Source organism: Streptomyces xanthophaeus (assembly GCF_000725805.1).
GTDB classification, from domain to species: Bacteria; Actinomycetota; Actinomycetes; order Streptomycetales; family Streptomycetaceae; genus Streptomyces; species Streptomyces xanthophaeus.
Genome location: NZ_JOFT01000022.1, coordinates 74,319 through 98,605, shown reverse-complemented (window position 1 = coordinate 98,605; position 24,287 = coordinate 74,319). Strand labels below are relative to the sequence as shown.

General features: G+C 70.3%; 24 protein-coding genes, 3 pseudogenes and 1 CRISPR repeat array. Of the genes and pseudogenes, 16 read left to right on the top strand and 11 right to left on the bottom strand.

Annotated elements, in window-relative coordinates; genetic code table 11:
- The first annotated feature begins 58 nt into the window (after positions 1-58).
- From IO30_RS0115095 to IO30_RS43545, 3 genes are all read left to right on the top strand, one after another.
- The gene (locus tag IO30_RS0115095) at positions 59-556 is read left to right on the top strand and encodes a DUF6328 family protein (protein ID WP_031143176.1); all 498 of its coding nucleotides are present in this window, start codon (positions 59-61) and stop codon (positions 554-556) included.
- A gap of 394 nt (positions 557-950) precedes the next feature.
- Complete coding sequence (locus IO30_RS0115090; protein ID WP_031143175.1) at positions 951-2,768, top strand: alkyl/aryl-sulfatase; 1,818 nt, start codon at positions 951-953, stop codon at positions 2,766-2,768.
- A gap of 214 nt (positions 2,769-2,982) precedes the next feature.
- Positions 2,983-3,492, top strand: a complete 510-nt coding sequence (locus IO30_RS43545) for a hypothetical protein (protein ID WP_078904707.1) — start codon at positions 2,983-2,985, stop codon at positions 3,490-3,492.
- Between the two features lie 70 nt (positions 3,493-3,562).
- Here IO30_RS43545 and IO30_RS0115080 read toward each other — a convergent pair whose 3' ends face one another.
- On the bottom strand, positions 3,563-4,192 hold the full coding sequence (locus IO30_RS0115080; RefSeq protein WP_031143173.1) for a winged helix-turn-helix transcriptional regulator: 630 nt from the start codon (positions 4,190-4,192) through the stop codon (positions 3,563-3,565).
- An 81-nt stretch (positions 4,193-4,273) separates the two neighbouring features.
- Between IO30_RS0115080 and IO30_RS0115075 the strand changes: the two genes are divergently transcribed.
- From IO30_RS0115075 to IO30_RS0115065, 3 genes are read left to right on the top strand one after another with little or no spacing between them, the layout of a single operon-like run.
- On the top strand, positions 4,274-5,026 hold the full coding sequence (locus IO30_RS0115075; RefSeq protein WP_031143172.1) for an MBL fold metallo-hydrolase: 753 nt from the start codon (positions 4,274-4,276) through the stop codon (positions 5,024-5,026).
- A 23-nt stretch (positions 5,027-5,049) separates the two neighbouring features.
- Positions 5,050-5,694, top strand: coding sequence for an NAD(P)-dependent oxidoreductase (locus tag IO30_RS44650; protein WP_031143171.1), 645 nt, complete (start codon positions 5,050-5,052; stop codon positions 5,692-5,694).
- A gap of 3 nt (positions 5,695-5,697) precedes the next feature.
- On the top strand, positions 5,698-6,918 hold the full coding sequence (locus tag IO30_RS0115065; protein ID WP_051902295.1) for a multidrug effflux MFS transporter: 1,221 nt from the start codon (positions 5,698-5,700) through the stop codon (positions 6,916-6,918).
- Between the two features lie 841 nt (positions 6,919-7,759).
- On the opposite strand, the gene IO30_RS0115060 is transcribed toward IO30_RS0115065, so the two are convergent.
- Positions 7,760-8,269 (bottom strand): hypothetical protein, encoded by a 510-nt coding sequence (locus tag IO30_RS0115060; RefSeq protein ID WP_031143167.1) that lies wholly within the window; start codon positions 8,267-8,269, stop codon positions 7,760-7,762.
- A 187-nt stretch (positions 8,270-8,456) separates the two neighbouring features.
- On the opposite strand from IO30_RS0115060, the gene IO30_RS0115055 reads away from it, so the two are divergent.
- Both IO30_RS0115055 and IO30_RS0115050 read left to right on the top strand, forming a co-directional pair.
- The gene (locus IO30_RS0115055; protein ID WP_031143165.1) at positions 8,457-8,768 is read left to right on the top strand and encodes a hypothetical protein; all 312 of its coding nucleotides are present in this window, start codon (positions 8,457-8,459) and stop codon (positions 8,766-8,768) included.
- A gap of 101 nt (positions 8,769-8,869) precedes the next feature.
- Positions 8,870-9,102: pseudogene (locus IO30_RS0115050) on the top strand (hypothetical protein).
- Positions 9,103-9,120: 18 nt separating this feature from the next.
- Here IO30_RS0115050 and IO30_RS43540 read toward each other — a convergent pair.
- Positions 9,121-9,387 (bottom strand): annotated as a pseudogene (locus tag IO30_RS43540) (transposase); the annotation flags it as partial.
- Positions 9,388-9,526: 139 nt separating this feature from the next.
- Between IO30_RS43540 and IO30_RS0115045 the strand changes: the two are divergent.
- Positions 9,527-10,537, top strand: coding sequence for a quinone oxidoreductase family protein (locus IO30_RS0115045; protein WP_031143161.1), 1,011 nt, complete (start codon positions 9,527-9,529; stop codon positions 10,535-10,537).
- A 167-nt stretch (positions 10,538-10,704) separates the two neighbouring features.
- Here the strand turns inward: IO30_RS0115045 and IO30_RS0115040 are convergent, their stop codons facing one another.
- Complete coding sequence (locus IO30_RS0115040; protein ID WP_051902293.1) at positions 10,705-12,960, bottom strand: MMPL family transporter; 2,256 nt, start codon at positions 12,958-12,960, stop codon at positions 10,705-10,707.
- Between the two features lie 174 nt (positions 12,961-13,134).
- Here IO30_RS0115040 and IO30_RS0115035 point away from each other — a divergent pair, with 174 nt between their 5' ends.
- The 3 genes from IO30_RS0115035 (at position 13,135) to IO30_RS0115025 (ending at position 15,736) form a co-directional block, all read left to right on the top strand.
- On the top strand, positions 13,135-14,304 hold the full coding sequence (locus IO30_RS0115035; RefSeq protein ID WP_031143157.1) for a sensor histidine kinase: 1,170 nt from the start codon (positions 13,135-13,137) through the stop codon (positions 14,302-14,304).
- Positions 14,279-14,941, top strand: coding sequence for a response regulator (locus IO30_RS0115030; protein WP_031143155.1), 663 nt, complete (start codon positions 14,279-14,281; stop codon positions 14,939-14,941). The genes IO30_RS0115035 and IO30_RS0115030 overlap by 26 nt, the downstream gene beginning before the upstream one ends.
- A 333-nt stretch (positions 14,942-15,274) precedes the next feature.
- Positions 15,275-15,736 carry a hypothetical protein gene (locus IO30_RS0115025; RefSeq protein ID WP_031143153.1) on the top strand — a complete coding sequence of 154 codons (462 nt, stop codon included), beginning with the start codon at positions 15,275-15,277 and terminating at the stop codon, positions 15,734-15,736.
- A 102-nt stretch (positions 15,737-15,838) separates the two neighbouring features.
- On the opposite strand, the gene IO30_RS0115020 is transcribed toward IO30_RS0115025, so the two are convergent.
- The 5 genes from IO30_RS0115020 to IO30_RS0115000 all read right to left on the bottom strand — a co-directional run bounded on the left by IO30_RS0115020 (position 15,839) and on the right by IO30_RS0115000 (position 20,307).
- Positions 15,839-16,564 carry a dienelactone hydrolase family protein gene (locus tag IO30_RS0115020; protein ID WP_031143151.1) on the bottom strand — a complete coding sequence of 242 codons (726 nt, stop codon included), beginning with the start codon at positions 16,562-16,564 and terminating at the stop codon, positions 15,839-15,841.
- A 146-nt stretch (positions 16,565-16,710) separates the two neighbouring features.
- Positions 16,711-17,139: a MarR family winged helix-turn-helix transcriptional regulator gene (locus IO30_RS0115015; RefSeq protein WP_107066894.1), complete on the bottom strand. Its 429-nt coding sequence runs from the start codon at positions 17,137-17,139 to the stop codon at positions 16,711-16,713.
- Entirely contained in the window at positions 17,055-17,618 is a 564-nt protein-coding gene (locus IO30_RS47000) for an STAS domain-containing protein (protein WP_078904705.1), read from the bottom strand. The genes IO30_RS0115015 and IO30_RS47000 overlap by 85 nt, the downstream gene beginning before the upstream one ends.
- Positions 17,615-18,685 (bottom strand): cobalamin B12-binding domain-containing protein, encoded by a 1,071-nt coding sequence (locus tag IO30_RS0115005; protein WP_373316560.1) that lies wholly within the window; start codon positions 18,683-18,685, stop codon positions 17,615-17,617. The genes IO30_RS47000 and IO30_RS0115005 overlap by 4 nt, the downstream gene beginning before the upstream one ends.
- On the bottom strand, positions 18,685-20,307 hold the full coding sequence (locus IO30_RS0115000; protein ID WP_373316558.1) for a PP2C family protein-serine/threonine phosphatase: 1,623 nt from the start codon (positions 20,305-20,307) through the stop codon (positions 18,685-18,687). Before IO30_RS0115000 ends, IO30_RS0115005 begins: the two co-directional genes overlap by 1 nt.
- A gap of 302 nt (positions 20,308-20,609) precedes the next feature.
- Here IO30_RS0115000 and IO30_RS0114995 point away from each other — a divergent pair, with 302 nt between their 5' ends.
- The 4 genes from IO30_RS0114995 (at position 20,610) to IO30_RS0114980 (ending at position 22,359) form a co-directional block, all read left to right on the top strand.
- Positions 20,610-20,963: an STAS domain-containing protein gene (locus tag IO30_RS0114995; protein ID WP_031143144.1), complete on the top strand. Its 354-nt coding sequence runs from the start codon at positions 20,610-20,612 to the stop codon at positions 20,961-20,963.
- Positions 20,964-21,046: 83 nt separating this feature from the next.
- Positions 21,047-21,469, top strand: coding sequence for an ATP-binding protein (locus tag IO30_RS0114990; RefSeq protein WP_237403544.1), 423 nt, complete (start codon positions 21,047-21,049; stop codon positions 21,467-21,469).
- A gap of 64 nt (positions 21,470-21,533) precedes the next feature.
- Positions 21,534-22,049 (top strand): STAS domain-containing protein, encoded by a 516-nt coding sequence (locus IO30_RS41950; RefSeq protein WP_051902289.1) that lies wholly within the window; start codon positions 21,534-21,536, stop codon positions 22,047-22,049.
- 55 nt (positions 22,050-22,104) lie between these two features.
- On the top strand, positions 22,105-22,359 hold the full coding sequence (locus IO30_RS0114980) for a hypothetical protein (protein ID WP_031143141.1): 255 nt from the start codon (positions 22,105-22,107) through the stop codon (positions 22,357-22,359).
- Between the two features lie 49 nt (positions 22,360-22,408).
- Here the strand turns inward: IO30_RS0114980 and IO30_RS47865 are convergent.
- Positions 22,409-22,762: pseudogene (locus IO30_RS47865) on the bottom strand (DUF4158 domain-containing protein); the annotation flags it as partial.
- Between the two features lie 183 nt (positions 22,763-22,945).
- A CRISPR array of direct repeats spans positions 22,946-23,826; the repeat unit is 29 nt; unit sequence CTGCTCCCCGCGCACGCGGGGATGACCCC.
- A gap of 86 nt (positions 23,827-23,912) precedes the next feature.
- Complete coding sequence (locus IO30_RS0114975) at positions 23,913-24,278, bottom strand: hypothetical protein (protein WP_031143140.1); 366 nt, start codon at positions 24,276-24,278, stop codon at positions 23,913-23,915.
- Positions 24,279-24,287 lie beyond the last annotated feature (9 nt).

Here is a 24,287-nt window from a genome sequence, read left to right as displayed (position 1 = left end):
TCCGGGGGCACACGCCTGCCAGGGCGATTCGAACGCATCGAACACGGGAGGCAGGCAGATGACGGCGGACAGATCCGAGGATGGACGGGCCGAGAGCGAAGCGGAGCGGGCAGACCGGCAGTGGCAAGAGCTGATCCAGGAGATACGGGTCGCCCAGACGGGCGTTCAGATCCTGTTCGGCTTCCTGCTGACCGTGGTCTTCACCCCCCTGTTCCACGAACTGGAACAGACGGACAAGAACATCTACATCACCACGGTCGTACTGGGAGCCCTGGCGGCCGGCGCGCTGATCGGGCCTGTGTCCTTCCACCGGATCGTCTCCGGCCGCCAGATCAAGCACCAGGCCGTGACGTGGGCCTCGCGTCTGACGTTCAGCGGACTTGTCTTGCTCCTGGCCACCTGCACCTCCGCCCTGTTCCTGGTGCTGCGGGTCGCCACCCACGACCACCTCGTCCCCTGGCTGGTTGCAGGCGTAGTGGCCTGGTATCTGCTCTGCTGGTTCGTCCTGCCGCTCTGGGCCCGCATCCGCTACACATCAAGCGAACCGAACCGGTAGGGAGACACTGCCCGGCCGCCCGACCTCGGCGATGGGCCGCCCAGCTGCGCAGCCCGGGCAGGCTGTGGCGAGGGTGTCGGGGTCGGAGCCAGTGGGTGGAGACCCCAACACCCCCGGCTGAGCGGGATCCGGTGCCAGCGGGGAATCCACTACCACGCCCGCCGACAAGCCGCGCTGTACGGGCGGTCGACGCCCGCGGACCGGGTCGGCCGTTCGACGTCATGACACGGCGGATCTCAGCTCTGCCCGCCCGGCCTGTTCACGTGATCGCCGCGCGGCAGCATGCGGGCACCGCCTCAGGCAGCGATCTGACCGGACGTTCGTGACAAACTGCACATATCTCCATCCGGTGCAGAGATGGACCGGCCCGCACCGCCGCAGAACGGAGCAAGAGATGAGTGCCCTGCCCTTCGAGGACACCACCGACTTCGACAACGCCGACCGCGGTTTCATCGGCGCGCTGATCCCCGGGGTGGTCGAGTCGGCGGACGGCCGTGTGGTGTGGGACAACGACGCCTACGACTTCCTCAAGGGCCAGTGCCCCGACACGGCGAACCCGAGCCTGTGGCGGCAGGCGCAGCTCGCCTTGAAGCAGGGGCTGTACGAGGTGACCGAAGGCATCTACCAGGTCCGAGGCCTCGATCTGTCGAACATGACGCTCGTCGAGGGTGAGCGTGGTGTGGTCGTCATCGACCCGCTCATCTCCGCCGAGACCGCCGCGGCCGCGCTCGCCCTCTACCGCGAGCACCGGGGCGACCGGCCGGTCACCGGGCTGATCTACACCCACTCGCACGGGGACCACTTCGGCGGCGCCCGCGGCGTGCTGCCGCGCGGTACCGAGGAGGGCGTGCCGGTCCTCGCGCCCGTCGGCTTCCTGGAGCACGCGGTCAGCGAGAACGTCTACGCCGGCAACGCCATGACCCGCCGCGCGGTCTTCATGTACGGCGACCGGCTGCCCAAGGCGCCCGACGGCCAGATCGGCGCCGGGCTCGGCATGACCACCTCCACCGGCACCATCACGCTCATCCCGCCCACCGTGGACATCACCGAGACCGGCCAGGAGGAGACGGTCGACGGCGTCCGCATCGTCTTCCAGCTCACCCCCGGCACCGAGGCCCCCTCGGAGATGAACTTCCTCTTCCCCGACCACCGCGCCCTGTGCCTGGCCGAGAACGCCACGCACAACATGCACAACATCCTGACTCTGCGCGGCGCCGTCGTACGGGACTCCCGCATCTGGTCCCGCTACCTCGACGAGGCCATCGACCTCTTCGACGGGCAGTACGACGTCGCCTTCGCCTCCCACCACTGGCCCACCTGGGGCCACGACAACGTCGTGCGCTTCCTCTCCGAGCAGCGCGACCTCTACGCGTACATGCACGACCAGACCCTGCGCCTGCTCAACAGCGGCCTGACCGCCCTCGAGATCGCCGAGGAGATCCAGCTCCCGCCCGCCCTGGAGAACTCCTGGCACACCCGCGGCTACTACGGATCCCTCAGCCACAACGTCAAGGCGATCTACCAGCGCTACCTCGGCTGGTTCAACGGCAACGCCGCCACGCTGTGGGAGCACCCGCCCGTCGAACTCGCCAAGCGGTACGTCGACCTCGCCGGCGGCGCCGCCCAGGCCCTCGCCAAGGCCCGTGACTACATCGAGCAGGGCGATCTCCGCTTCGCCGCCACCCTCCTCAACCACCTTGTCTTCGCCGACCCCGGCGACACAGAGGCCAAGGAGACCCTCGCGGCGGTCTACACCCGGCTGGGCCACGGCGCCGAGAACGGCACCTGGCGCAACTTCTACCTCACCTCCGCCATGGAACTGCGCCACGGCGAGAACGCGGCCCTGCTCGACGCCGCCAACCCCGAGATGGTGAGGGCGCTGACCACCGGCATGCTCCTCGACTCCATCGCCGTCCGCATCGACGGTCCCCGCGCCTGGCACGAGGACCTCACCATCGACCTCGTCCTCACCGACGAGGACGCCCACCACCGCCTCACCCTCCACAACGGCGCCCTCACCCACCGCACCCTCGGCGGCGCGCCCCGTACCCCCGCCGGCCTCACCCTCACCCTCACCAAGCCGCAGCTGCTCGGCGTCCTTGCGGGCAAGGGCCTCGACGGCATCACCACCGACGGCGACCCCGTCCTGCTCGCCCGCCTCCTCTCCTACGTCACCCAGCCCGACCCCGGCTTCCCCGTCGTCACCCCGTAAGAACACCGGTCGCGGGGGTGACGGCCTGATGGCCTGATGGTGACTGCACTCCGCGGGCCTGCCCCACTCCCTCTCGCGGAGGTCTTCGGGCTCGGCGAGAAGACCGCGATGCGTTACGCGGATTCCGCACAAGCCCTGCTGGAACAGGCCGCTGAACAGCACCTTCGCTGAAATGTGCTCGACCGGGACGCACCGTGAAGGGAATCATGAGCGTGTGACGTCGACCGAAGCAGCAGCAATCGCTCTACAGGACCATGCTGCCCTCTGGAGGGTGGGGGAGATCAGTGCGAGCGAGGTGGTCGATTCCGCCTGCGACGCGCTCGTCGCCGGACTCGACACCCCCAACCTTCGAATCCTCGCCGCCTGCACGCGCGCCGAGGCGAACTACGACGTCCACGACCTGCTTCCCCCGGCACTCGCAGAACTCGGCCTCACCCTCCATCCGGTTGGCAGTGAGGCTGGCCAAGAAGCTGCCGTGCGAGCGCTCGCACGGCGCATGCTCGCCGGCGAGCTGAAACCTTGGGAGCTCACTTTCCGGATTCACCGGCGCTACGGGCACGAGCTGCCCCTGGCTGAGCGGCTCGTCGAGCTCGATGACGAGTACGGCATGCTCGAAGACGGCGACGAAGCACTGGCTCAGGTCGATGCCGAGGTCACGGCGGAAGCCCGCCGCCTCGCGGCCCACCCCACAGTTCCCGCCGAACCCACGGCTTCACCCGGTTGATACACACGGACCGACCTGCGAGTTCCCGCTGAATAAGCTTCGGTTTCGCAGGTCGCGAGCGGCCGGTCGATCAGCGGGGCAGGATGCGCAGTACTGCCTCGCGTTCGCCGCTGAGCCGCAGGCCTTGCTGTTCTGCGGCGTTCAGATCGAGGTCGCCGAGCAGGGTCGCAGCCAGCAGGTGCGGCGGTCCGGTCAGTGACGCGGTGGGGTGGTCGACCCGGCCGGCGTGTGTGTGTACCGAGCCGTCCTTGACTTCGATGACCAGGTCTTCGTTGCCGTCGGCGTGCAGTTGCAGGGCGATGGCCGGCTGGTCGGGGCGGTGGTCGGTCAGTGCCCGGGCGGGCATGTCCAGCCAGTGGGTGCGGAAGGTGTCACTGCCGCCCGGCTCACGCAACAGCGGTACGCCCCACCGGCTCAGTTCCTGCAGCACCGGCTCGAGCTCGCGGCCACGCTCGGTGAGGGAGAACAGGGTGGTGGCCACCGGCGGCGGGGCGGCCTCGCGGTGGATCAGGCCGGCTGCCTCGAGTTCGCGGAGCCGGTCGACCAGCAGGTTGCTGGCGATCCCGGGCAGCCCGTTGCGCAGGTCGGTGTGCCGGCACGGACCCAGGGCGAGCAGTTCACGGACGATCAGCAGGGTCCATCGGTCGCCGATGACGTCCAGCGATTTCGCGACGCCGCAGTACTGCCCGTAGGTGCGCATGCCACCACCCTACATCGTGGTGTTGAGATTCAAAACTCTCTTGTTGACTTTCTCAACAAGGTCGGTCTAGCGTCGCTGCCCATGACCCCCACCCTTTCCGTGCGTCGGCTGGCCTGGGCCGGCGTCGAGATCCGTCTCGGCGACACCCGCCTGCTGATCGACCCGCTCGAGAACGTCGCTCCACTGGCGCCGGTGATGGGGCCTCCGCACCGGCCGGTCGACCCGGTCGATGCCCCGCCCGGCACCCACGCCCTCATCACCCACCTGCACCCCGACCACTACGACCACGACCTGATCGCCCGGATCGCGGCCACCGGCACGATCGGCTGCCACACCCCCAGCGCGGCCGCGCTGCGCGAGGCGGGCATTTCCCCCGTCGCCCAGGACCTGGGCCAGTCACGCCGCATCGGAGAGCTGACCGTCACCCCGGTGACCTCGCTGGACTGGCGCGGCAACGACTGTGACCAGGTCGCCTGGGTCGTCGAAGGCGCCGGCCGGCGGGTCATCCACTGCGGCGACACCCAGTGGCACGGCAGCTGGTGGCAGATCGCCCGCGACCACGGCCCGTTCGACGTCGCGTTCGTCCCGGTCAACGGCGTCATCGCCCACTTCGAGGGCTACGCGGCCAACGTCCCGGCGACCATGACCCCCGAGCAGGGCGTCGAGGCCGCCGTCGCACTCGGCGCCGGCACCGTCTGCGCCATGCACTACGGCCTGTTCCACAACCCGCCGTTCTACACCGAACAACCCGACATCGAGCAGCGCTTCCAGCACGCCGCCGACGAGCGCGGCATCACCGCGGCCATCGTCGCCGACGGCCAGCCCGTCCTGTGACCATCAGAAACAAGGAGCAACACATGAAGATCGTCCTGTTCGGTGCCAGCGGCAACATCGGCCGGCCCACCACCGAGGAACTACTGCGTCGCGGCCACACCGTCACCGCGGTCACCCGAGCCGGCCACATCGACGGACTGGGGCACAAGGCCCTGACCGTGACCACCGGTGACGTCACCGACCCCGCGGCGGTCGCCGGCCTCGCAGCCTCCCACGACGCCGTACTGTCGGCCGTCGGCCCCCGGATCGGCCAGGAGAACGACCGCGCCACGATCGTCGGTGCCGCCCGTGCGCTGATCGACGGACTCCGCCGAGCCGGCGTCACCCGCCTGGTCACCATCGGCGGTGCCGGTAGCCTGCGCACGCCGACCGGCGCCCGGGTCATGGACGACCCGGCCTTCCCCGCGCTGTGGAAGGCCAACGCCGAGGCCCAGTCCGAAGCGCTCGACCTCTACCGCGGCGTGCACGACCTCGACTGGACGTACGTGTCGCCCGCCGCGGTCATCGGAGCGGGCGAGCGGACCGGGGCCTACCGCAGCGCCGGGGACACCCTGCTCACCGACGACGACGGCAACAGCCGCATCTCGTACGCCGACTACGCGATCGCCTTGGCCGACACGATCGAGAGCGGCACCGCGATCCGCCGCCGCATCACCGTGGCGTACTGAGCCATGGGCAACGACGCCGCCGGCCGGCAAACCCGATTCATCGTCCTGCTCGCAGCGCTCGCGGCCCTGGGACCACTGTCCATCGACGGCTACCTGCCCGGACTGCCGGACCTCGCCGGCGACCTGCGCGCCAGCGCCGCGGCCACCCAGCTCACCCTCACCGCCTGCCTGGCCGGGCTGGCCATCGGGCAGCTGATCGCCGGGCCGCTGAGCGACACCTACGGCCGGCGGCGTCCGTTGCTGGCGGGCCTCGCCCTCTACACGATCGCCAGCGCGCTCTGCGCGGTGGCGCCCGACGTCCGGACCTTCGTCGGCCTACGCCTGCTCCAGGGCATCGGCGGGGCGTTCGGCATCGTCATCGCCAATGCCATGGTCCGCGACCGCACTTCCGGAACCCGCACCGCACGTCTCTTCTCCGCACTGACCTTGATCACCGGCCTGGCGCCGGTGCTCGCGCCGGTCCTCGGCGGCCAGCTACTGCGCGTCACGGCCTGGCCGGGGATCTTCGTGGCCCTGGCCGTACTCGGCGCACTGATGCTGGCGGCCTCCGCCGCAGGACTGCCGGAGACCCGGTCCTCCGCGTCACGCCAGCCGCTGCCGGCTGTCGTCGGGCAGCTGCTCAGCGACCGGGTCTTCACCGGGTACGTCCTGGCCAACGGCCTGGTCTTCGCGGCGATGTTCGCCTACATCTCCGGCTCGCCGTTCGTCCTGCAGGAGATCCACGGCCTGTCACCGCAGCAGTACAGCGCCGTGTTCGCCGTCAACGCCGCCGGACTCATTGCGGCCGCCCAGATCAGCGGCCGGCTGGTGGCCCGGGCCGGCGCCCGCGTGCTGCTGCTCGCCGGTCTGCTGGGCGCGACGGCCGGTGGCACCACGGTCCTGGGCGCGGTGCTGACACGGGCACCCCTGCCCGCGCTCCTGATCGGCCTGTTCGTCCTGGTCTCCAGCGTGGGCCTCGTCATGCCGAACGCCGCGGCCCAGGCCCTGGCCGACCACGGCGGACACGCCGGGTCGGCCGCCGCTCTGCTCGGCTTCAGCCAGTTCATGATCGGCGGGGCACTTGCTCCGCTGGCCGGCGCGGGTGGCGCCACCGACGCCTTGCCGATGGGAATCATCGTCGCCGTGCTGCCGGCGCTCGCTCTGCTCACACTCGGCGTCCTCACCCGGTCGATGCCGGGTGAGCGCACTCGCAGGCCGGCTCGCCAACATCTCGGCGACCGGTGATCAGCTCCCAGCGAGCCCACCCACCATCCGCTACCGGGAGCTGGACCCCACCTGGAACTTCGATTTCGATGACCACGACGAAATGACCCGCCGACTGCCCCGCTTGGCAGCTCTCGATCTGGAGTAAGCGGAAGCTCGCATTCACAAGACGAGGTCCAACAGCAGAGAACGAGACTCCCGGATCACTGTCGGTCATCTCATCGGACCATGCACACGCCTCGGCTGACGAATACGCGACACCTCAACATGCGCGCCTACCAGTCCTGAGGCCGAACAGCCCTGGCCCTACCCACCAGAGTTCGGAACTGGCTGAAATGCCCGACAAGCCCGATTCTCTGCAAGTGCTTCAAAATGAAGCGTGCCCCATCTAAAGTGGCAGCTCACCGAGCCTGCTCCCCGCGCACGCGGGGATGACCCCCCGGTCAGGGAGTCGGCGCCGAGCCGGGCGGCCTGCTCCCCGCGCACGCGGGGATGACCCCCTCTCGTTCGCAAGAACCTTCGGGGTGCCCAGCTGCTCCCCGCGCACGCGGGGATGCCCCCCTGGCGAACGACGCTGCTCGACTGCTCATGGGCTGGGCCACCGCTGCTCCCCGCACATGCGGGGATGACCCCATCGGTTCCCTGATCGTGAGCAAGATCAAGAGCTGCCCCCCGGCAGCCGCGGGGATCCCGGCCCTGAACTCGTGAGGGCTCAGGGCCAGTGCACCTCGCGTACGAACCGTGGCAAGACCCGAGCGCACCGGGTGCCGCAGCTGTTGCCCGGCGTCGCGGACGTGCAGGTGGCGGGGAGGGAGGTCGCCGAGTGCGGCGGGGACGTGGGAGACGTGGAACTCGTACAGCTCTACGAGGCGCCAAGGTCTCCGACGGTGTCCGGCTCCCGCCCGTCCGGTTGCCGTTGGCAGTACGTCCAGGGAGTGAGCGGCGAGGCCGAGATGGCCTCTCGGCCTGTCGAATATCCCAGGTCGATCCGCGCGGCCTGGTCGAAGGAGAAGTCGACTTCTACGAGCCGCACGGCAGCAGCCAGTGCCTCAGGCAGCTCGGAGAGCAATAGCGGTTGTGTGGGCACGCCGTATCGGCTGTAGCGGTCGTCGTGCTCCTCGTCCCAGGTGAACAGGTACGGCGCCCGTGCCAGCTCGATGATGCAGTGCTGGGGACAGTCATGTTCCGCACACCCCGCATCGAACCACTCCGGGTGCCGCGTCTTGGCCCAGGCCGTCGCCTCGTCCAGGGCCTGTACATGGGCGTTTGCTGCCGAGGGCACCGGTCCGAACGCAGAGTAGAACAGCCCGACTCGGTCGAACGGATCTACTGCCCACCAGTGGAACTGGAGTCCCCAACGAGGATGCGTCATGGGATGAGCATATGGAGGCGTCGTAGCTCCTTGTGTGCCCCGGGCCTGGCGTTCAGATCCGGTCGTACCCAGTGGTCCAGCGCGTCGAGCGAGAGGCCTTCCCCACTGCGCCAAGTCTCACGAAGAACGTGCCCTTACCTGCCAGGAAAGCCTAGTCCGGGCCACGCAGAGCACTGATGTTCGCGGCATGAGACGAGAAGTCCAGACCTTCGTCGCCGACGGTCCGCCGCTGCCCGACTGGGACGCCGCGGAAGAAGAGATCGACCGGCGCGGCACCCAGCTCGAAGCGATCACCAAGCCTGTGACGGGCGAGGAAGCAGCCGCCCTCGTCCGCTGCCTCGGCCCCGACGACTGCTACGGGGTCGCATGGACGCTCCTCCACCTCATCGAGACCGGCCCGAACCCGGCTCTCAACGCCAAGCCGGTCCCGGACGCCAACGAGTGGCACCACCGGCTCTACGACCGCGCCTTGTTCGAAGAGCCCGACCCGACGACTTGACGCGTGAGACACGTGAGACACGTGAGGTGTCCGTGTGTTCGGTCAAGTTCCAAGGCCAGTGGTTCGTGCGGTCGAGGGCGGACCGGGCCGTAGGGGTGTGCATGAGTGACAGCCAGGTCCGATCAAGCTCACGAGTGACGAGGCACTGGTGCTGTCGCACTGGCTGGAGAAGCTCCAGATGACGGACCTCAGCCGCGTCGTCGATGATCCGGCGGTCTGGGCGCCGATCCATCGGATCGCCGGAACGCTCGACAAGGCGCTTCCCGAGCTGTTCGCGCCTGACTATGACCAGCGGCTTGAGGCCGCTCGTCAGCGGCTTCGTCCGGAGGACTGACCGAGCGGTCTGGACTCCTCACCTGGCCGCAGCCGGTTGGGGCTCGTCGAAGGTTCCGTCGCGGAGCATCGCGAACAGGACGTCGGCCCGGCGTCCGGCGAGGCAGAGCAGGGCCTGGGTGTGGTGCTTGCCCCGGGCGCTCTTCTTGTCGTAGTAGGCCCGCGATGCCGCGAGGAAGAAGGCCCGCTTGTGCTGCTTGTTTCCTCTCCTGGGCGGCTGTTCACCGCGGATCGAGGAGCCCGAGCTCCGGGTCGCCGGGGCGAGTACCGCGTGCGCCGCGCGGTGGAGCTGTCGGAGGCTACGCCGGTTGTGGCGGGTGGCCGTACGGCGGTGCGGAAGCGGCGGGCTGGTCTGCTTGCCGGGAATCGGATCGCCATCAACGGGGTTGGTCGGGGTGAGAGATGAGAGCCGTTATTGGAGTGCCATGCGAGCGATTCAGGTGTACGAAGTAGGCGGTCCCGAGGTGCTGCAGGAGGCCGAGGTGGACCAGCCGCGGCCGGGTCCGGGCGAGGCGGTCGTGGAGGTCGCCGCATCCGGGGTCAACTTCCTCGACGTCTACCACCGCGAAGGCCGGTACAGCCTCCCGCTGCCCTTCACCCCGGGCGCTGAGGGCGCCGGCACGGTCGTCGAAGTGGGACCCGGCGTCGCTGACGTCGCAGTCGGGGACCGGGTCGGCTGGGTGGAGATTCCCGGCACGTATGCCGAGCGGGCCGTCGTGGACTCCTCCCGGCTGGTGCCGCTGCCCGACGACATCGGCTTCGAGACTGCCGCCGCCGTGCTCCTCCAAGGCATGACCGCGCACTATCTCGTCAAGGACGCCTACCCGGTTCAGGGGGGCGACACGGTGCTCGTACATGCGGCTGCTGGCGGCATGGGGCTGCTGTTGACCCAGCTCATCACCCATCTCGGCGGCAGGGTGATCGGCACGACGTCGACCACGGCGAAGGCCGAGCTGGCGAAGCGCGCCGGGGCCGCCGAGGTGATCCTTTCCTCCGCAGTCGACGATCTCGCAGCCGAGGTGAGGCGGCTCAACGGCGGTCAGGGACTGCCGGTTGTCTTCGACGGCGTCGGCGCGCACACCTTCGATGCGAGCCTCGCCAGCCTGCGACCCCGCGGCCATCTCGTGCTCTTCGGCGCGGCAAGCGGTGCCGTGCCGCCGTTTGATCCGATTCGGCTCGCGCACGGCGGTTCTCTGACCCTGATCCGGCCCAGCCTCGGGGACTTCGTCGCCGATCGGTCCGAACTGCTCCGCCGGGCCGCCGATGTGTTCGAGTGGGTGCGCTCGAAGGCGCTTGAGGTCACCGTAACGGGCCGCTACGCATTGTCCGAGGCTGCCCGGGCCCACAGCGATCTGGAGGCTCGGCGTACCACCGGCAAGCTGCTCCTCGTACCCGATGCGGCCGCTATGGGACGCCGCGAGGAGACGCAGAGCTGATCGCGGGTGACGAGGCAGGGGATCTTGGAGACTGAGAGGTCGAGGCCATGGCCGACCGTCATCGCCAAGATCCCCGACAGCGTCAGGCACTCAGCAAGCCGAGATCAAGCTCTGGCGGGTTCCTGGCGTATACGTATCCGGGTCACACCCCTTCAAGGATTCAACGGTCAACCAGCCGCGGACGAGGGGGGCTCACCCGTGGATTCCGCGTCGGTGCCGATCGGGCCGCGGGGAAGCATCCGGTCCAGCCACTTCGGCAGCCACCAGTTGGTCCGGCCGAGAAGTGTCATGGTCGCCGGTACCAGCACCATGCGTACGACGGTGGCGTCGATGAAGATCGCGGTGGCCAGGCCGAGCCCGAACATTTTGGTGGAGGGGTCCTCGGCGACGGTGAAGGACAGGAAGACCGCCACCATGATGAGGGCGGCCGAGGTGATGATCCGGGCGGTGCCCGAGACGCCCTCGACGATCGCCGTGCCGTTGTCGCCGGTGCGCAGGTACTCCTCGCGTACGCGGGAGAGGAGGAACACCTCGTAGTCCATCGACAGGCCGAACAGGATGGCGAAGAGGAACATCGGGATGAACGACACGATCGGAACCGTCGCTTCCAGCCCGATGAGCGCGCCTCCCCAGCCCCACTGGAAGACCGCGACCATGATGCCGTAGGCCGCGCCGATGCTCAGCAGGTTCAGCAGTACCGCCTTGAGCGGTACGAGTACCGAGCGGAAGACCAGCATCAGCAGCAGGAACGACATCGCCAGCACGGCGGCGACGAGCACCGGCAGGCGTTGGCTGGTGCGTTGGCCCACATCGGACAGGCTCGCGGTGGCGCCGCCGACGTGGGCCCTGGCCGGGCCGTGCCCGATCGCCGCGGGCAGCACGGCGGTGCGCAGCCGGGCGATGGTGTCGGCGGTGGCCTTGTCCTGCGGGCTGGTGGTCGGGAAGACCACGAGGGTCGCGATGCCGGTGGCCCGGTCGATGTGCGTCGGCGCGACGGCTCCGATGCCCGGATCCGCCGCGACCGCCCCGACGAGTCGGTCCAGCACTCCCGGATCACCGGCGGGGTCCGCGGCGATGACGAGGGGACCGTTGGTGCCCGGGCCGAACCCCTCGGCGACGAGGTCGTAGGCGCGGCGCTCGGTACGGCTGGGGGGCATCGAGCCGTCGTCGGGCAGGCCGACGCGCAGGCCGAGCACGGGCAGCGTCGCGGTCAGCAGCAGCCCCGCCGCGCCGATCGCGTACAGCACCGGGTGCCGGCAGACGTGCCCGATCCAGCGCCGCCAGCCGGCGGCGGGAGCGGCGCCCGCCACCGCGTCCCGCCGCGGTGCGAGTCGGCCCGGCTTCCTGGTCTGCAGAGCCCGGCCGATCCGGCCGGCCCGGGCCAGGCGCGGGCCGGCGGCGCCGAGGAAGGCCGGCAGGAGCGTCACCGACGCGACCACCATGATCAGAACGACGATCGAGACGGCGAGCCCGCCCACCGTCATGAACGGCACGTTCGCGACCGCCAGGCCGAGGATCGATACGACGACGACACCGCCGGCGAAGACCACAGGCCTCCCCGCCGTGGCCACCGCGCGCCCCGCCGCCGCCTGCGGATCGAGCCCGCGCGCAAGGTACTCCCGGTGCCTGGCGAGCACGAACAGCGCGTAGTCGATGCCCACTCCGAGCCCGACCATGCTGCCCAGGACGGGGGCGAAGGCCGGGACGTCCGTCACCCCCGCCAGTACCGTCATCGTGGCGACCCCGATGGTCAGCCCGAAGACCGCCATGCCGATCGGCAGCGCGGCGGCGACGAGCGAACCGAACGCCAGGAACAGGATCGCGGCCGCGGCGAGGATGCCGATCAGCTCGCTGACGCCGCCGTTGGGGTCGGAGAAGGCGTAGAAGAGGTTCCCGCCCATCTCGATGCGCAGCGGCAGCTCGGCGCGCAGCCGATCACCGAGATCGACGAGGGCGTCGAGGTCTTCGGCCGACAGCCGGCTCTGGTCGGGATACTGCACCCGGACGACCGCGATCCGTCCGTCGGCCGAAACGAGGCCGCCGCGCACGGCGGTGTCCCCGCCCGCGCCGAGCGCCCCCGCCGGGTCGCTCGTGCCGAGCACGTGCGGCAGCCGCTGCACCTCGGTCTGCAGCTGCGTGAGAGCGGTGCGCGCGCCGTCGTCGTGGAAGAACGTCGCACCGCCGTCGAGGGGGGTGACGACCACTTGGGCGGTCATCCCCTCCTGGCCGGTGCCGGCCCGCTCGATCAGTTCGGCGGCCCGTTGGGAGTCCAGCCCCGGAGCGGTCATCGAGTCCGCGGTCCGCCCGCCGAAGGCCGTTGCGGCGAGGACGGCAAGCGTGGCGGCGATCAGCCATGCCGCGATCACCCGCCAGGGATGGCGGGCTGCGCTGGCGCCAAGGCGCAACAGGGCTTTCGAGAGCATCGGGTCCTCCAACCACCTCGTCGGCCGTCCTTGTACGGCCGCCATGCCGAGGCTCGTCGCCACGGCGCTCCGCGGCATCGGCCCGCGGGCCGCGGATCCGTCAGCCCCAGGGCGGAGTGACGTCCCGTCCTTTCGGCCGATGCGCGGCACGCCGCCGTCCCTAGTCTGAGAACCGTGCTACGAGACGACCTGCGAACCCTGTGGACCGAACCCCGGCCGCCCGGCGCGCCCGCCCGGGTACGGCGGGACTGGGCGCTGCTCGCCGTGTGCCTGGGCGCTGTGGTGCTGGAGGCCACCCTGCGCGAGAACGTCGTATGGCGGCCGGTGGCGGTGGTGGTCGCCGTATGGCTGTGCCTGCTGCTCTTGTGGCGCCGGACCCGCCCACTGGCGATGGTCAATCTGGCGTTCGGCTCGGTGATCCTGCTTCAAGTGGCCTCGCTCGTCGCTGCACCGCGCGAGCCGGCCGGCCTGGACACCGGCGCGGTCGTACTCGTGCTGGTGTACGCGCTGCCCCGATGGGGATCGGGACGCGAGATCGTGCTCGGCAGCGCGGTGATCCTCGCAACCTGCACCCTGGCGACCTTCACGTACGAGACCCCGGTCGTCGAAGAGGTCGGGGGCCTCGTCTTCCTGCTGCTGCCCGGCGTGGCCGGCGCTGCCGTGCGGTTCCGGGTGACCGCACGCGAGCGGCAGTTGGAGCAGGTGCGCTCACGCGAGCGCGAGCGGCTCGCCCGGGAACTGCACGACACGGTGGCCCACCACGTCTCCGCCATGGTGATCATCGCCCAGGCGGGCCGGGTGGTCGCGGGCACCGACCCGTCCGCCGCCGTCGAGGCGCTGGAGGGAATCGAGGAGGAAGGAGCGCGCACGCTGGAGGAAATGCGCGCCATGGTCGCCGCGCTGCGCGACCGCGGGGTCGGCGCCGAGCTGGCGCCGCCTGCCGGAGTCGCGGATCTGGACCGCTTGGTGCGCACACCGGACGGTCGCCTCAAGGTCGACCTGGGGCTCGACGGCGAGCTGGACTCGCTGCCCCCGGCCTTGGACGCTGCCGTCTACCGCATCGTGCAGGAGTCGGTGACCAACGCGATGCGCCATGCGGCCAGCGCGACCGAGGTCGTCGTCCGGGTCACCGCGGAACGGCACACGGTACGGGTGAGCGTGCGCGACAACGGCCAACGCCCCGGCCGAGGCCGCGACGGATACGGACTTACCGGACTGCGCGAGCGCGCATCCCTGCTCGGCGGCACACTACGAGCCGGCCCGGGCACCGACCGGGGCTGGTATGTCGAAGCCGAACTGCCGAGAGCGAGGAGCGAGCGTGGCCATTCGCGTCCTCGTCGCTGACGACCAGACGATCATCCGCACCGGGTTGCGGATCATGCTGAACGCCCAGCCCGGCATCGAGGTGGTCGGCGAGGCCGCCGACGGGCGGCAGGCAGTGTCCCTGGCCCGCGAACTGCGTCCCGACGTCTGTCTGTTCGACATCCGCATGCCCGTACTCGACGGGCTGGAGGCCACCCGGCTGGTCGCCGGCCCGGGCGTCGCCGACCCGCTGGCCGTGGTCGTCATCACCACGTTCGACCTCGACGAGTACGTCTACGGCTCACTGCGTGCCGGCGCCCGCGGCTTCCTCCTCAAGGACACGGGACCGGACCTTCTGGCGCAGGCCGTACGGTCGGCGTCCGACGGCGAGGCGCTCATCGCGCCCAGCGTCACCGTCCGTCTGCTCCAGGCATTCGCGGACCTGCCCGCCGGCCGGCCCGCGGTCCAGCCGGTCTCCCCCGTCACCGCCCGCGAGGAGCAGGTGCTCCTCGCCGTGGCCCGCGGGCTGACCAACACCGAGATCGCCGATGCACTGCACATCAGCCTCAGCACGGTGAAAACGCATCTGGCCAGCCTGATGGCCAAACTCGGCGCCCGCAACCGGGTCGAGATCGCGATGTGGGCCTACGAAACGCGCCGCATCCTCCCCGGGACCTGAGCCGGGTGCCGGCCCGGCAGCTGACCGCCCAGGAGTCCCGCCACCGCCGGGTCCGAAGGGACGTCATCCGGTCCAGAAGACAACGCGGGGTCTCCCACTCACCACACAGAAGACGAAGCAACCGGTCGGACCGGATCCGCCCGCGACCCGGCAGATTCCATCGAGCACAACGAAACCCACACCGGTGCCATCAGCCCGGTCCGGCACTTCCTCCCCACCCGGCTGGTGTCGGTCGGCTTGACGGTCGTGCGAGCCCACCACCACGCCGTGGAAGGCTTCCGGGGGTGCTTCGGATCGGCCACCATGGAAGTCCGTCGACGATCCGAGGTGGGGATGAGCGAGGGTGGGGACGTTCTGGACGGGCAACCGGAGCCGGTCGGACCCGCGCCGTGGCTGGCGCTGTCCTGTCTGGTCGGGTTGCTTCTGGCGTACGTCGTGCTGACGAACTTCACCGATGAGCTGCGGGCGGCGCTGTGGGGCAGGCCCGGGACCGTGACCGGAGCCGACTGCCGGACGTACGACAACACCGTGGCCAATGCGGGAACGTCGAGGTCCTGCTCGGGTGCCTTCACCCCGGACGGCGGCGGCTCGTCGTTCGAGGTCTCCGTCGAGGGCGACATCCGTTCGCAGCCCGTCCGTGCGTGGCTGGCGGACGGTACGTCCAGCACGGCGTACGTCTCGCCAGCGGTGTGGACGGGAGTGCTCCCGGTGGGGCTGTCCCTGCTCCTGACGGGTCTCCCGGCGGCGGTGACGGTGAAGCACGTACGCCGCGTCCGCGCACAGCGCTCCAGGTAGCCCCTTCAAGTTCGAGGGGCAGACCCGGAGTCGAGCGCGTGATCGACGACGAGCCGGCCTGAGGACGCCTCGAGCCGGCTGCTGTACGGGGAGCCGGTCGGATCAGTCCGTGACGGGCAGGCACTCGGCGAGCAGGGCGACGACGTCTTGCCAGGCTCGCTGTGCGTGCTGTGGGTGGTAGCCGACGCCGGGACGCACGGTGTGGTCGACCGATGGATGGTGGAAGGCGTGCAGGGCTCCGCCGTAGACCACGAGGCGCCAGTCGACGCCCGCGGCCTGCATCTCTGCGGTGAACGCGTCCCGTTGGGCGGGCGCCATGATCGGGTCTTCCGATCCGACCCCGGCCCATACCGGGCAGCGGATGTGCGCCGCCTCGCCCGGCCGGCCCGTGATCAGCCCGTTGACCGTCGCGATCGCGCGCAGGTCGACGCCGTCACGCCCGAGTTCCAGCGCGACGGCGCCCCCGGTGCCGTAGCCGACGGCGGCCATCCGGTCGGGGTCGGTTCGCGGTTCGGTGCGCAGCACGCCGAGCGCCGCGTGGCCGATGCCCCGCATCCGGTCGGGGTCGGCGAGCAGCGGCATGCAGCGGGCCAGCATCTCCTCGGGGTCCCCCAGATAGCGCCCACCGTGAAGGTCGAAGGCCAGCGCTACGTATCCCAGCTCCGCGAGGGCATCGGCCCGGCGGCGCTCGACGTCGCTGAGCCCCGTGCCCTCTGGCCCGATGAGCACCGCGGGCCGGCGGTCGGCGCCGGCCGGGAGCGCGAGGTGCCCGATCATGGTCAAACCGTCGGCCGGATACTCGACCGTGCGCGTCGTGATCGTTGTCATGCGTCTCGACGGTAATGACCTTTGCGCCCGATCGGGTCGGCGTTCACCGATGGCAGACAGCTGTACGTCCCGGGTACGACACCCCCGCGCGCGTGCTGCCCGTCGTCGTACGGAGGACGTGTTGCAAGCGGTTGCCCGGGGTGCCGTCAGGCGGCGGGGTTGTCCTGTCGGGAGGAGCCGGTGGTCGCGGTGATGCCCTGCTGGAGCGCTGCCAGCCCGGTGGCGAGTGCTTGCCGGGTATCGGCGCTCATGGTGTCGAGGGCTTGGGCGAGCGTCTGCTGGCGCTTGTGCCGTATCTGGGCGAGGTGTCTCTCCCCGGCCGGGGTGAGCCGGGGGGTGAGCTCGCGGCCGTCCCCGGGGCCGGGATGGCGGCGCAGGAATCCGGTGGCCTCCAAGCGGTCGCACAGCCGGGTCACGGAGGGGGCTGCGGCACCGAGGAGCTGGGCCAGGGCGCTCATGCGGATCCCGGGCTGGCGGTCGAGGAGGAACATCAGGCGCAGCTGCGTGGTGGAGACCGGTGATGCTGTAGCCGCTTGGCGCGCGTTCTCGTAGATGACGTCGAGGATCTCGGCGATGTCGCTGACCGAGCGTGCGGCGTCCGGGTCGACGCCGACCGAGCGTGGGGCGTCCAGTTCGACGCCGACCGGGCGTGCGGGGTCCGGGGCGGCGCTGCTGGGCCCGAAGGCCGGTACGGACATGTGTATTCCCTCCGTGCGAGACCGGCATGCGGGCTGGTGAGGTAGCTGAGGGTGCCGGTGACCTGCAGCATCCGCTCCAGCACCGGCGGACGCCCCTCCAGGTGCAGGCGTACGCCCGCGGCGTCCGCGCGCCGGCGGGTCATCAGCAGGGCCGACAGTCCGCTGGAGTCGACGTCGGCCATGCCCGTGCAGTCCACGTGCAGATGACGCAGCCGGCCCGGCCCGGCGAGGACTTCGGTGACGGTGTCCAGGAGGCGGTGGGCGTCCTGGTGGTCGAAGTTGCCGTGCAGCTCGATGCGCGCGGCGCCGGCCGTTTCCGTGCTGGTGAGGCGTAGCGGCTCGGGTGCGGGGATCATTCGGCGGCTCCGCCAACGGTGAGAGGGGTACTGGTCAGGCGCTGGACGGCGAGCCGGAGCATGCCGGTGGCGCGGGGGAAGTCCTTCAGCTCACCTGCGAGGAGGTCCAGCGTCGGCGGCAGACTCTGCCCTGGGACGCCTCGGGCTTCGAGGATGCCCGAGGTCCACAGGAGGAAGCGGGAGAACAGCTCGGCGTCCCCGGTGTAGAGGGCGGCGGAGAGGAAGTCCACGATGTGGGCCAGGTCCTCGGCCATGCGCTCTCGCTGTGCCTCGTTGTAGCCGCTCATCGCCGGATATCTGTTCTCCAGTCCGGTGAAGACGGCCCGTACGAGCTGGGGTCGGCTGCGGGTGACGTAGGTGTACTCCTGGTCCGCCAGGTGCGGCAGGTCATCGATGGGCTGGTGGTCCGGCCGCGGGCGCGGCAGCGGCCGGTGTTCGAGAAGGTCGGCGGCCGAGCGGGCGTCCGGCGCCCACGCGTCCGCGCCCAGCAGGGGGGCGTACTCGCCGTGCGGCCCGAACGCGGCTCCGCCGACGAGGACCGGCGTCCCGGCCGCTTGACACGCGGTGATCGTCGCGTGGGCGGTCGGCAGCCGGGTGGGCATGGAACTGGACAGGGCGACGAGGTCGGGTCCGGTGCGGTGGATGTACGCGATGAGGTGCGGCGTGGGGACGTGGGCCCCGAGGTGGTCGACGTGCCAGCCCCGCAGTTTCAGGACCTCGGCCAGGAGGCGGGCCGGCAGCCCGTGCCACTCCCCGTCCACGCAGGCGACCACGACCCGCCCGCGCGACTGCTCCGTACGGGAGGCAGGATGTTCGGCGACGACGGCCATGGCACGCTCATTGATCGCGGTCGCGGCGTGCTCCTGCGCGACGCTGATCCGGTTGGCGGCCCATTGTTCACCGACGCGGCCCTGCACCCGGGCGATCACGTCCAAGAAGACGTCCTGCGGTGTGGCCCCGTCGTCCAGGGCCTGGCGGACCACGGCGACCGCGGCCCGCTCGTCGCCCGCCAGGGCCGCGTCCCACAGCCGTGCGACCAGAGGTTCTGTGCTTGTCACGTGCGCTATCACGCTGTGAACCTGCCCCTCGTGTGCCCGTCCACCGCACTGAGGTGGTTGGTTCGGGGCGCGGAGATCGCAACGACGGCCATGTCGTCGTGACGGCCGCTGCCGACCCACTCGGAGGCGAGCATCTGCACGCGCTCCACCACCGCTTCCGCCGGCATCCCCGCGCACTGCGCAAGCACGCGCTGCAGCCGCGCGTCACCGAACATGTCCCCGCCCAGCGGTCCGCCTCTGGCCTCGGTGATCCCGTCGGTGTAGAGCACGCAGGTCTCGCCCGGGGCGAGCGTCACCTCCGCCGTCTCGGCGGTCACGGCCGGCAGCGCTCCGACCAGCGTGCCGTAGGTCGCGGCTTCCTCCACGGCGCCGTCGGAGCGCAGGATCAGCGGAGCGGGATGGCCGGCACTGGTCAGCCGCAGCTTGACGGAGCCTCCCTCGCGGACCGCGGAGGCCAGGACCAGGGTCGCGAAGCGCGCGTTGTGCGTGTTCAGCAGGGCGGTGTTCAGCAGGTTCAGCATCCGCGGGTGGTCATCGGCCATGGGCAGCAGTGCGTGCAGGGTGTTACGGATCTTTCCCGTCATCACGGCCGCTTCCAGGCCCTTGCCGCAGACGTCGCCGAGGATGACCAGCGAAGCGTCGCCCGCCACGGCGGCGGGATGGACGTCGTAGAAGTCCCCGCCGATCCGCTCGTGGTCCAGCGAGGGCCGGTAGCCGCCCGCGTACTCGACCCCCGCCACCTGCTGCAGGGACGGCGGGAGCAGGGCCCGCATCAGCGTCTCGCTGATCGACGCCTGCTCCGCGTACAGGCGCGCGGCTGACATGGCGGCGCCCGCCCTGGCGGCGAAGAGACGGGCGAAAACCTCCTCGCCCTCGGTGAATCCGCTACCGCCCGCACGGCGCAGCAGGACCAGTGCTCCCGCCGGGACGCCGTGGCCGGGCAGCGGTGTGATCACTATCGATCCCACCGTGCCGAACCCCTCCGGGACCAGCCACGCCGGGGCGGTGACAGGGTCGATCCAGCGCGACGGGACGGGCGGGAACCCCTGCAGCGCCTCCGCCAGCCCCGCTACGGCCTCGGGCTGCGCGGCAACCCGCGACGCCAGCGGCATCCCGCCGCGCACGCAGGACACGATGGGCAGTTCACGACCGCGTGAGGGCGCAATGACCACAGCCGCGTCGGCCAGGTGCTCCGCGGCCATCTGCGCCGTGACGTCCATGCACCGCTCCAGATTCAGCGAGGACAGCAGCACATTCGACGCCTCCCCCAGGAAGGCCGTGCGCTCCCGCTCCATGCGCAGGGCCTCGCGGGCCAGACGGTGGTCGGTGTCGTCGACGAGCCACCACACCACCGTCCCGTCCTCGCGGCACGTGGGATGCGCTTCGAACGAACGATCGCCGACCGGACCCTGCACGACGGCGCCTGCTGCGGCTGTCGAAGGCCGGGCCGCTGCCGGCGCAAGACAGCGGGCATGGGCTTCGGACAGCCATGCGGGCACCGTGCCCACGACCGGCGCCCCCACGCGGGCTTGAGGGAAAAGCAGACCGGCAACCTCGTTGACCAGCACCAGATTTCCCTGGTCGTCGGCCACAAGCACGGGGTAGGGGGCCTCACTCCACGGCGCGCGCACCGGAGGGGCCGCTTCCTGGGTGGGATTCACCACATCGTTGAGGCCCGCTGCGCGAACCCCTCACCTCATAGTCTCGAAGAAGATTGCTTGCCTTCCGGCAACCATCCTCTATGGGGCACCCTCATGGCAACCGCGCCCTGCGCAATGCGTCCTGCGTACCGCGTCCTGCGCCGTCCCGCAACCTGGACACCCCAAGCACCACATCGGCTGCACGGCCTGTCACGTGGTGATAGGCGTCGACCCCATGCACCTCGGGCAGTCCCATGGAGGGATGCGGGTGCGGGATACGGGAAGATGTCCGGATGATCGGAGATGAAGGCAAGACGGTGGTCAGCGAGTGCACACCTGAGGGCATGACCATCATTTCGGTCCGCGGAGACCTGGACGATGACGGCTCCCCTGACCTCGCCCGCGCCCTTGCCGATGCCGTGGCATGCGGATCCGCGCGCACGGTGGTCGACCTGTCGGGGGTGGGCTTCGCGGACTCCTCCGCCCTCCACGCCCTGTTCGAAGCCCTGCAAGCCCATACCGCCGCAGGAACCACGCTCGTCCTGGCAGGCCCGCTGCAGCTCGGGGTACGCCGCTTGTTCCAGGTCACCAACCTCGCGCCCGTGTTCCGCTGGGCGGACAGCCTGCAGGACGCAATGTCATGCTGACCACCGTCACCTACGCCCGAACCGACTCGGCACAGCGCATGGCCACCACCACCAAGGGCAGGCGATAGAGAGTGGAACCGCCCGTGGCAGCAGACAGCATCCCCCGGCCGGAGCGCACCGGGAACGGTGCCCGGCCGACCGTCGCCACGGCGGCATCCGCCCGTCACCGGGTCACCGAGCTCCTCACGCGCGCGGGCATCAGCCCCGACAGCGTCCCCGCCGCAGACGCTCTTCTGATCACCTCGGAACTGGTCACCAACGCCATTCGCCACGGCGGCGGCATCTCCCACTTCCACGCCACCGTCATCGACGACTCCCTGCGCGTGGCCGTCAGCGACGCGAACCCCGCCCACCCCTCGTCCCACCCCAGGGCCCGGGGCCGTCCCGGTGGCTACGGATGGCCCCTCATCCAGCTCCTCGCCGAACGCGTCGACATCACCCCCCTCCCTGAGGGAGGCAAAACCATCACCGCCACCCAGCGCCTGAAGACCACGGACACGACGTAACGCCACCCTTGGCCCCAACTCGGGCCGGCGTTCGTGACAAGCGAAGAACAGCAGACGGGCACGCATGAGTGATGCAGAGACAGCGCACCTGGTCGCCATCCGAATTGCTGCATACCTCGCTGCGGTTCACCCCGACGACCCCAATCCCGACGACCTGGCCTGGATCATCGTCCACGAACTGAACCGGGCCGGACTCCTCGCCGGCAGCGGCCCCAGGCCCGACGCCAAGGAGAAGACACCGGAAGCGCAGCAGGTCCTGGCGCTCCCGGACCGCAACGACGGAGCACGCGTCATCGTCTGCGCCGGTGAATTCGACCAGCGAACCCTGGCCGCCGTGGAAGAGGCCGGCGCGGCAGCCATCGATGATCCGGACATCCGGCGCATCGTCCTGGACATCAGCCGCGTCACGTTCGCCGACTCCTCCATGCTCAACGAGATGTTCCGTCTCCGCCGCAACAGCAACCTGGTCCTCGTCGGCCCCCTGCCCACATCCCTGGCAAGAGTCCTGGAACTCACCCAGGCCCGCGCCCTGTTCCACGTCGCCGACAGCATCGAGGCGGCTCTCGCCTGGGGCGGGTGAGCGAGTTCACCCGCTTGCAGAGCCCGAAGGAGGGCAGGCGAATGAGATGACCACGATGGACGCGAGAGTGTACTGCGGCGACGACGGCCAGTGGGCCGGCCCGTCGCCCGGACGCGTGTACGTGAACCTGCTCGGCGGCCCCCTGGACGGCCAGCTCTACGACATCACCGAGATGTCCCCGCAGGAACGCGAGGTAGGAGCACTCCTGATCACCGACCGAGGCCTCTTCGGAGCCGGCGGCCGAGCCTTCTACAAACCTTCCGAAGCCGACCCCGGGGGCCCCTTCCTCTGGGAAGGCGATACCCCCTGAACCTCGGCACTCCTCCCCCTGGCCCGCCCACACCTCCTGATTCCCGGCCGCTCACCCCGGGCAGCAGCACCAGGTGGCGGCGCAGCCGGCCCACCGCGGGGTCGAACACCGCCTTCGGGCCCTTGGCGTGCGTCCACGCCCCGCCCGTGCGGGAAGGTACGGAACCGCTGGTTCCACGGGCCGTCCTCGTAGGGCGGTAGCACGGAGGCGGCGTCCCGGATCTCCCACACGTGGACGTAAAGCTGCCGGCCTGCCGCCGCTCCGTGTACCGCTTGACCACCGACGGGTCACCGATGCCGAGCTGCACGGCCAGGCGCTCGACCACCGGCCACGGCACCGCGAGCAGGCCCTCCAGGAACAGCCCGACGTACCGCACCATGCACATCTGGGGCGCGAACCCCAGCAGCAAAGTGGATGACTGCGCCAGGCAACCATGATCGTTCTCGCCGATGCCCACGGTACTGGTGTTCCCCGAGGCCGCTCTACCCAACGGACTTCGGAGCTGGCAGAAATGCCCCATAAGCCCGATTCTCTGTAAGTGTTTCAAAATGAAGGGTGGCCCGCCTAAAGTGGCAGGTCACCGAGCCTGCTCCCCGCGCACGCGGGGATGACCCCACCCGTGTCTCACGTGGCTCACTGGTCCCGGTCTGCTCCCCGCGCACGCGGGGATGACCCCAACGGCTGGAAGGCGCCGCTCGGCAGGGCCAGCTGCTCCCCGCGCACGCGGGGATGACCCCTCGATGAACTCGGGGGAGACGCCGAAGAACGACTGCTCCCCGCGCACGCGGGGATGACCCCTCCCGCCGAGATCACCAATCCACCGAGAGCTACTGCTCCCCGCGCACGCGGGGATGACCCCCAGGCCAACTTCGACGGGAACACGGTCTTCTACTGCTCCCCGCGCACGCGGGGATGACCCCGCGAGCTATACCCGTACAGAGCTGGAGAGTGTCTGCTCCCCGCGCACGCGGGGATGACCCCGTGGAGGCCGCGAACGACAAGCTTGCCGCGCACTGCTCCCCGCGCACGCGGGGATGACCCCGTCTCAATACAGATCATGCCTCTTGACCGGCCCTGCTCCCCGCGCACGCGGGGATGACCCCGGGACCCTGATCGCCAGGTGGACCCGGACCGGCTGCTCCCCGCGCACGCGGGGATGACCCGGCGCGGCTGAAGAAGGAGAACGACGAGCTGCTGCTCCCCGCGCACGCGGGGATGACCCCCCGGACCCGGTGTTCGTGCAGCCGTTGCCCATCTGCTCCCCGCGCACGCGGGGATGACCCCGCGGGCTGGGGGGCCGTGGAGAAGTACAAGGGCTGCTCCCCGCGCACGCGGGGATGACCCCCACTGAGCGTCACACAGCGATTGCGGTGAGGGCTGCTCCCCGCGCACGCGGGGATGACCCCTCCCACGGGCTGCGGAATCTGGCGGTGGCGGCCTGCTCCCCGCGCACGCGGGGGATGCCCCCCACAATCTCGCGGGCCGAGGCCGATTCCAGCGCGTACTCTCGGCTCTGGCGGTCCACGCAAAGGCCTAGGAATCTGTCAGGGCGGTCAGCTCAGCGCCTTCTCGATGGCTTCGAAGATGTCGGCATCGGTCTCCTGCTGCCACGACGGGAGGTCGGGCCAGTCAGCCACGTAGCCTGGCTTCGGGTCCTCGAAGTGCTCGAACATCTGGGCGGTCCAGCACGTCGCGACGAAGCGGCTCTTCTGCTCGCGGGTCAGCCGGGACGTGGCGCCACCGCTGATCTCGATGAACTGACGGACCTGCTCATACACAGAGCCCGCGGCCTTCCGCTCCCACTGCGGCGTGTCCGCCCACGGGGTCACGTAGCCGGCCTTCGGCTCGCCGGGAAAATGCTGATGCACCCCCGCGATCCAGGCTTCGCGGAACAGTCGTGCACCTTCGGTCTGCGACATCCCAACCCC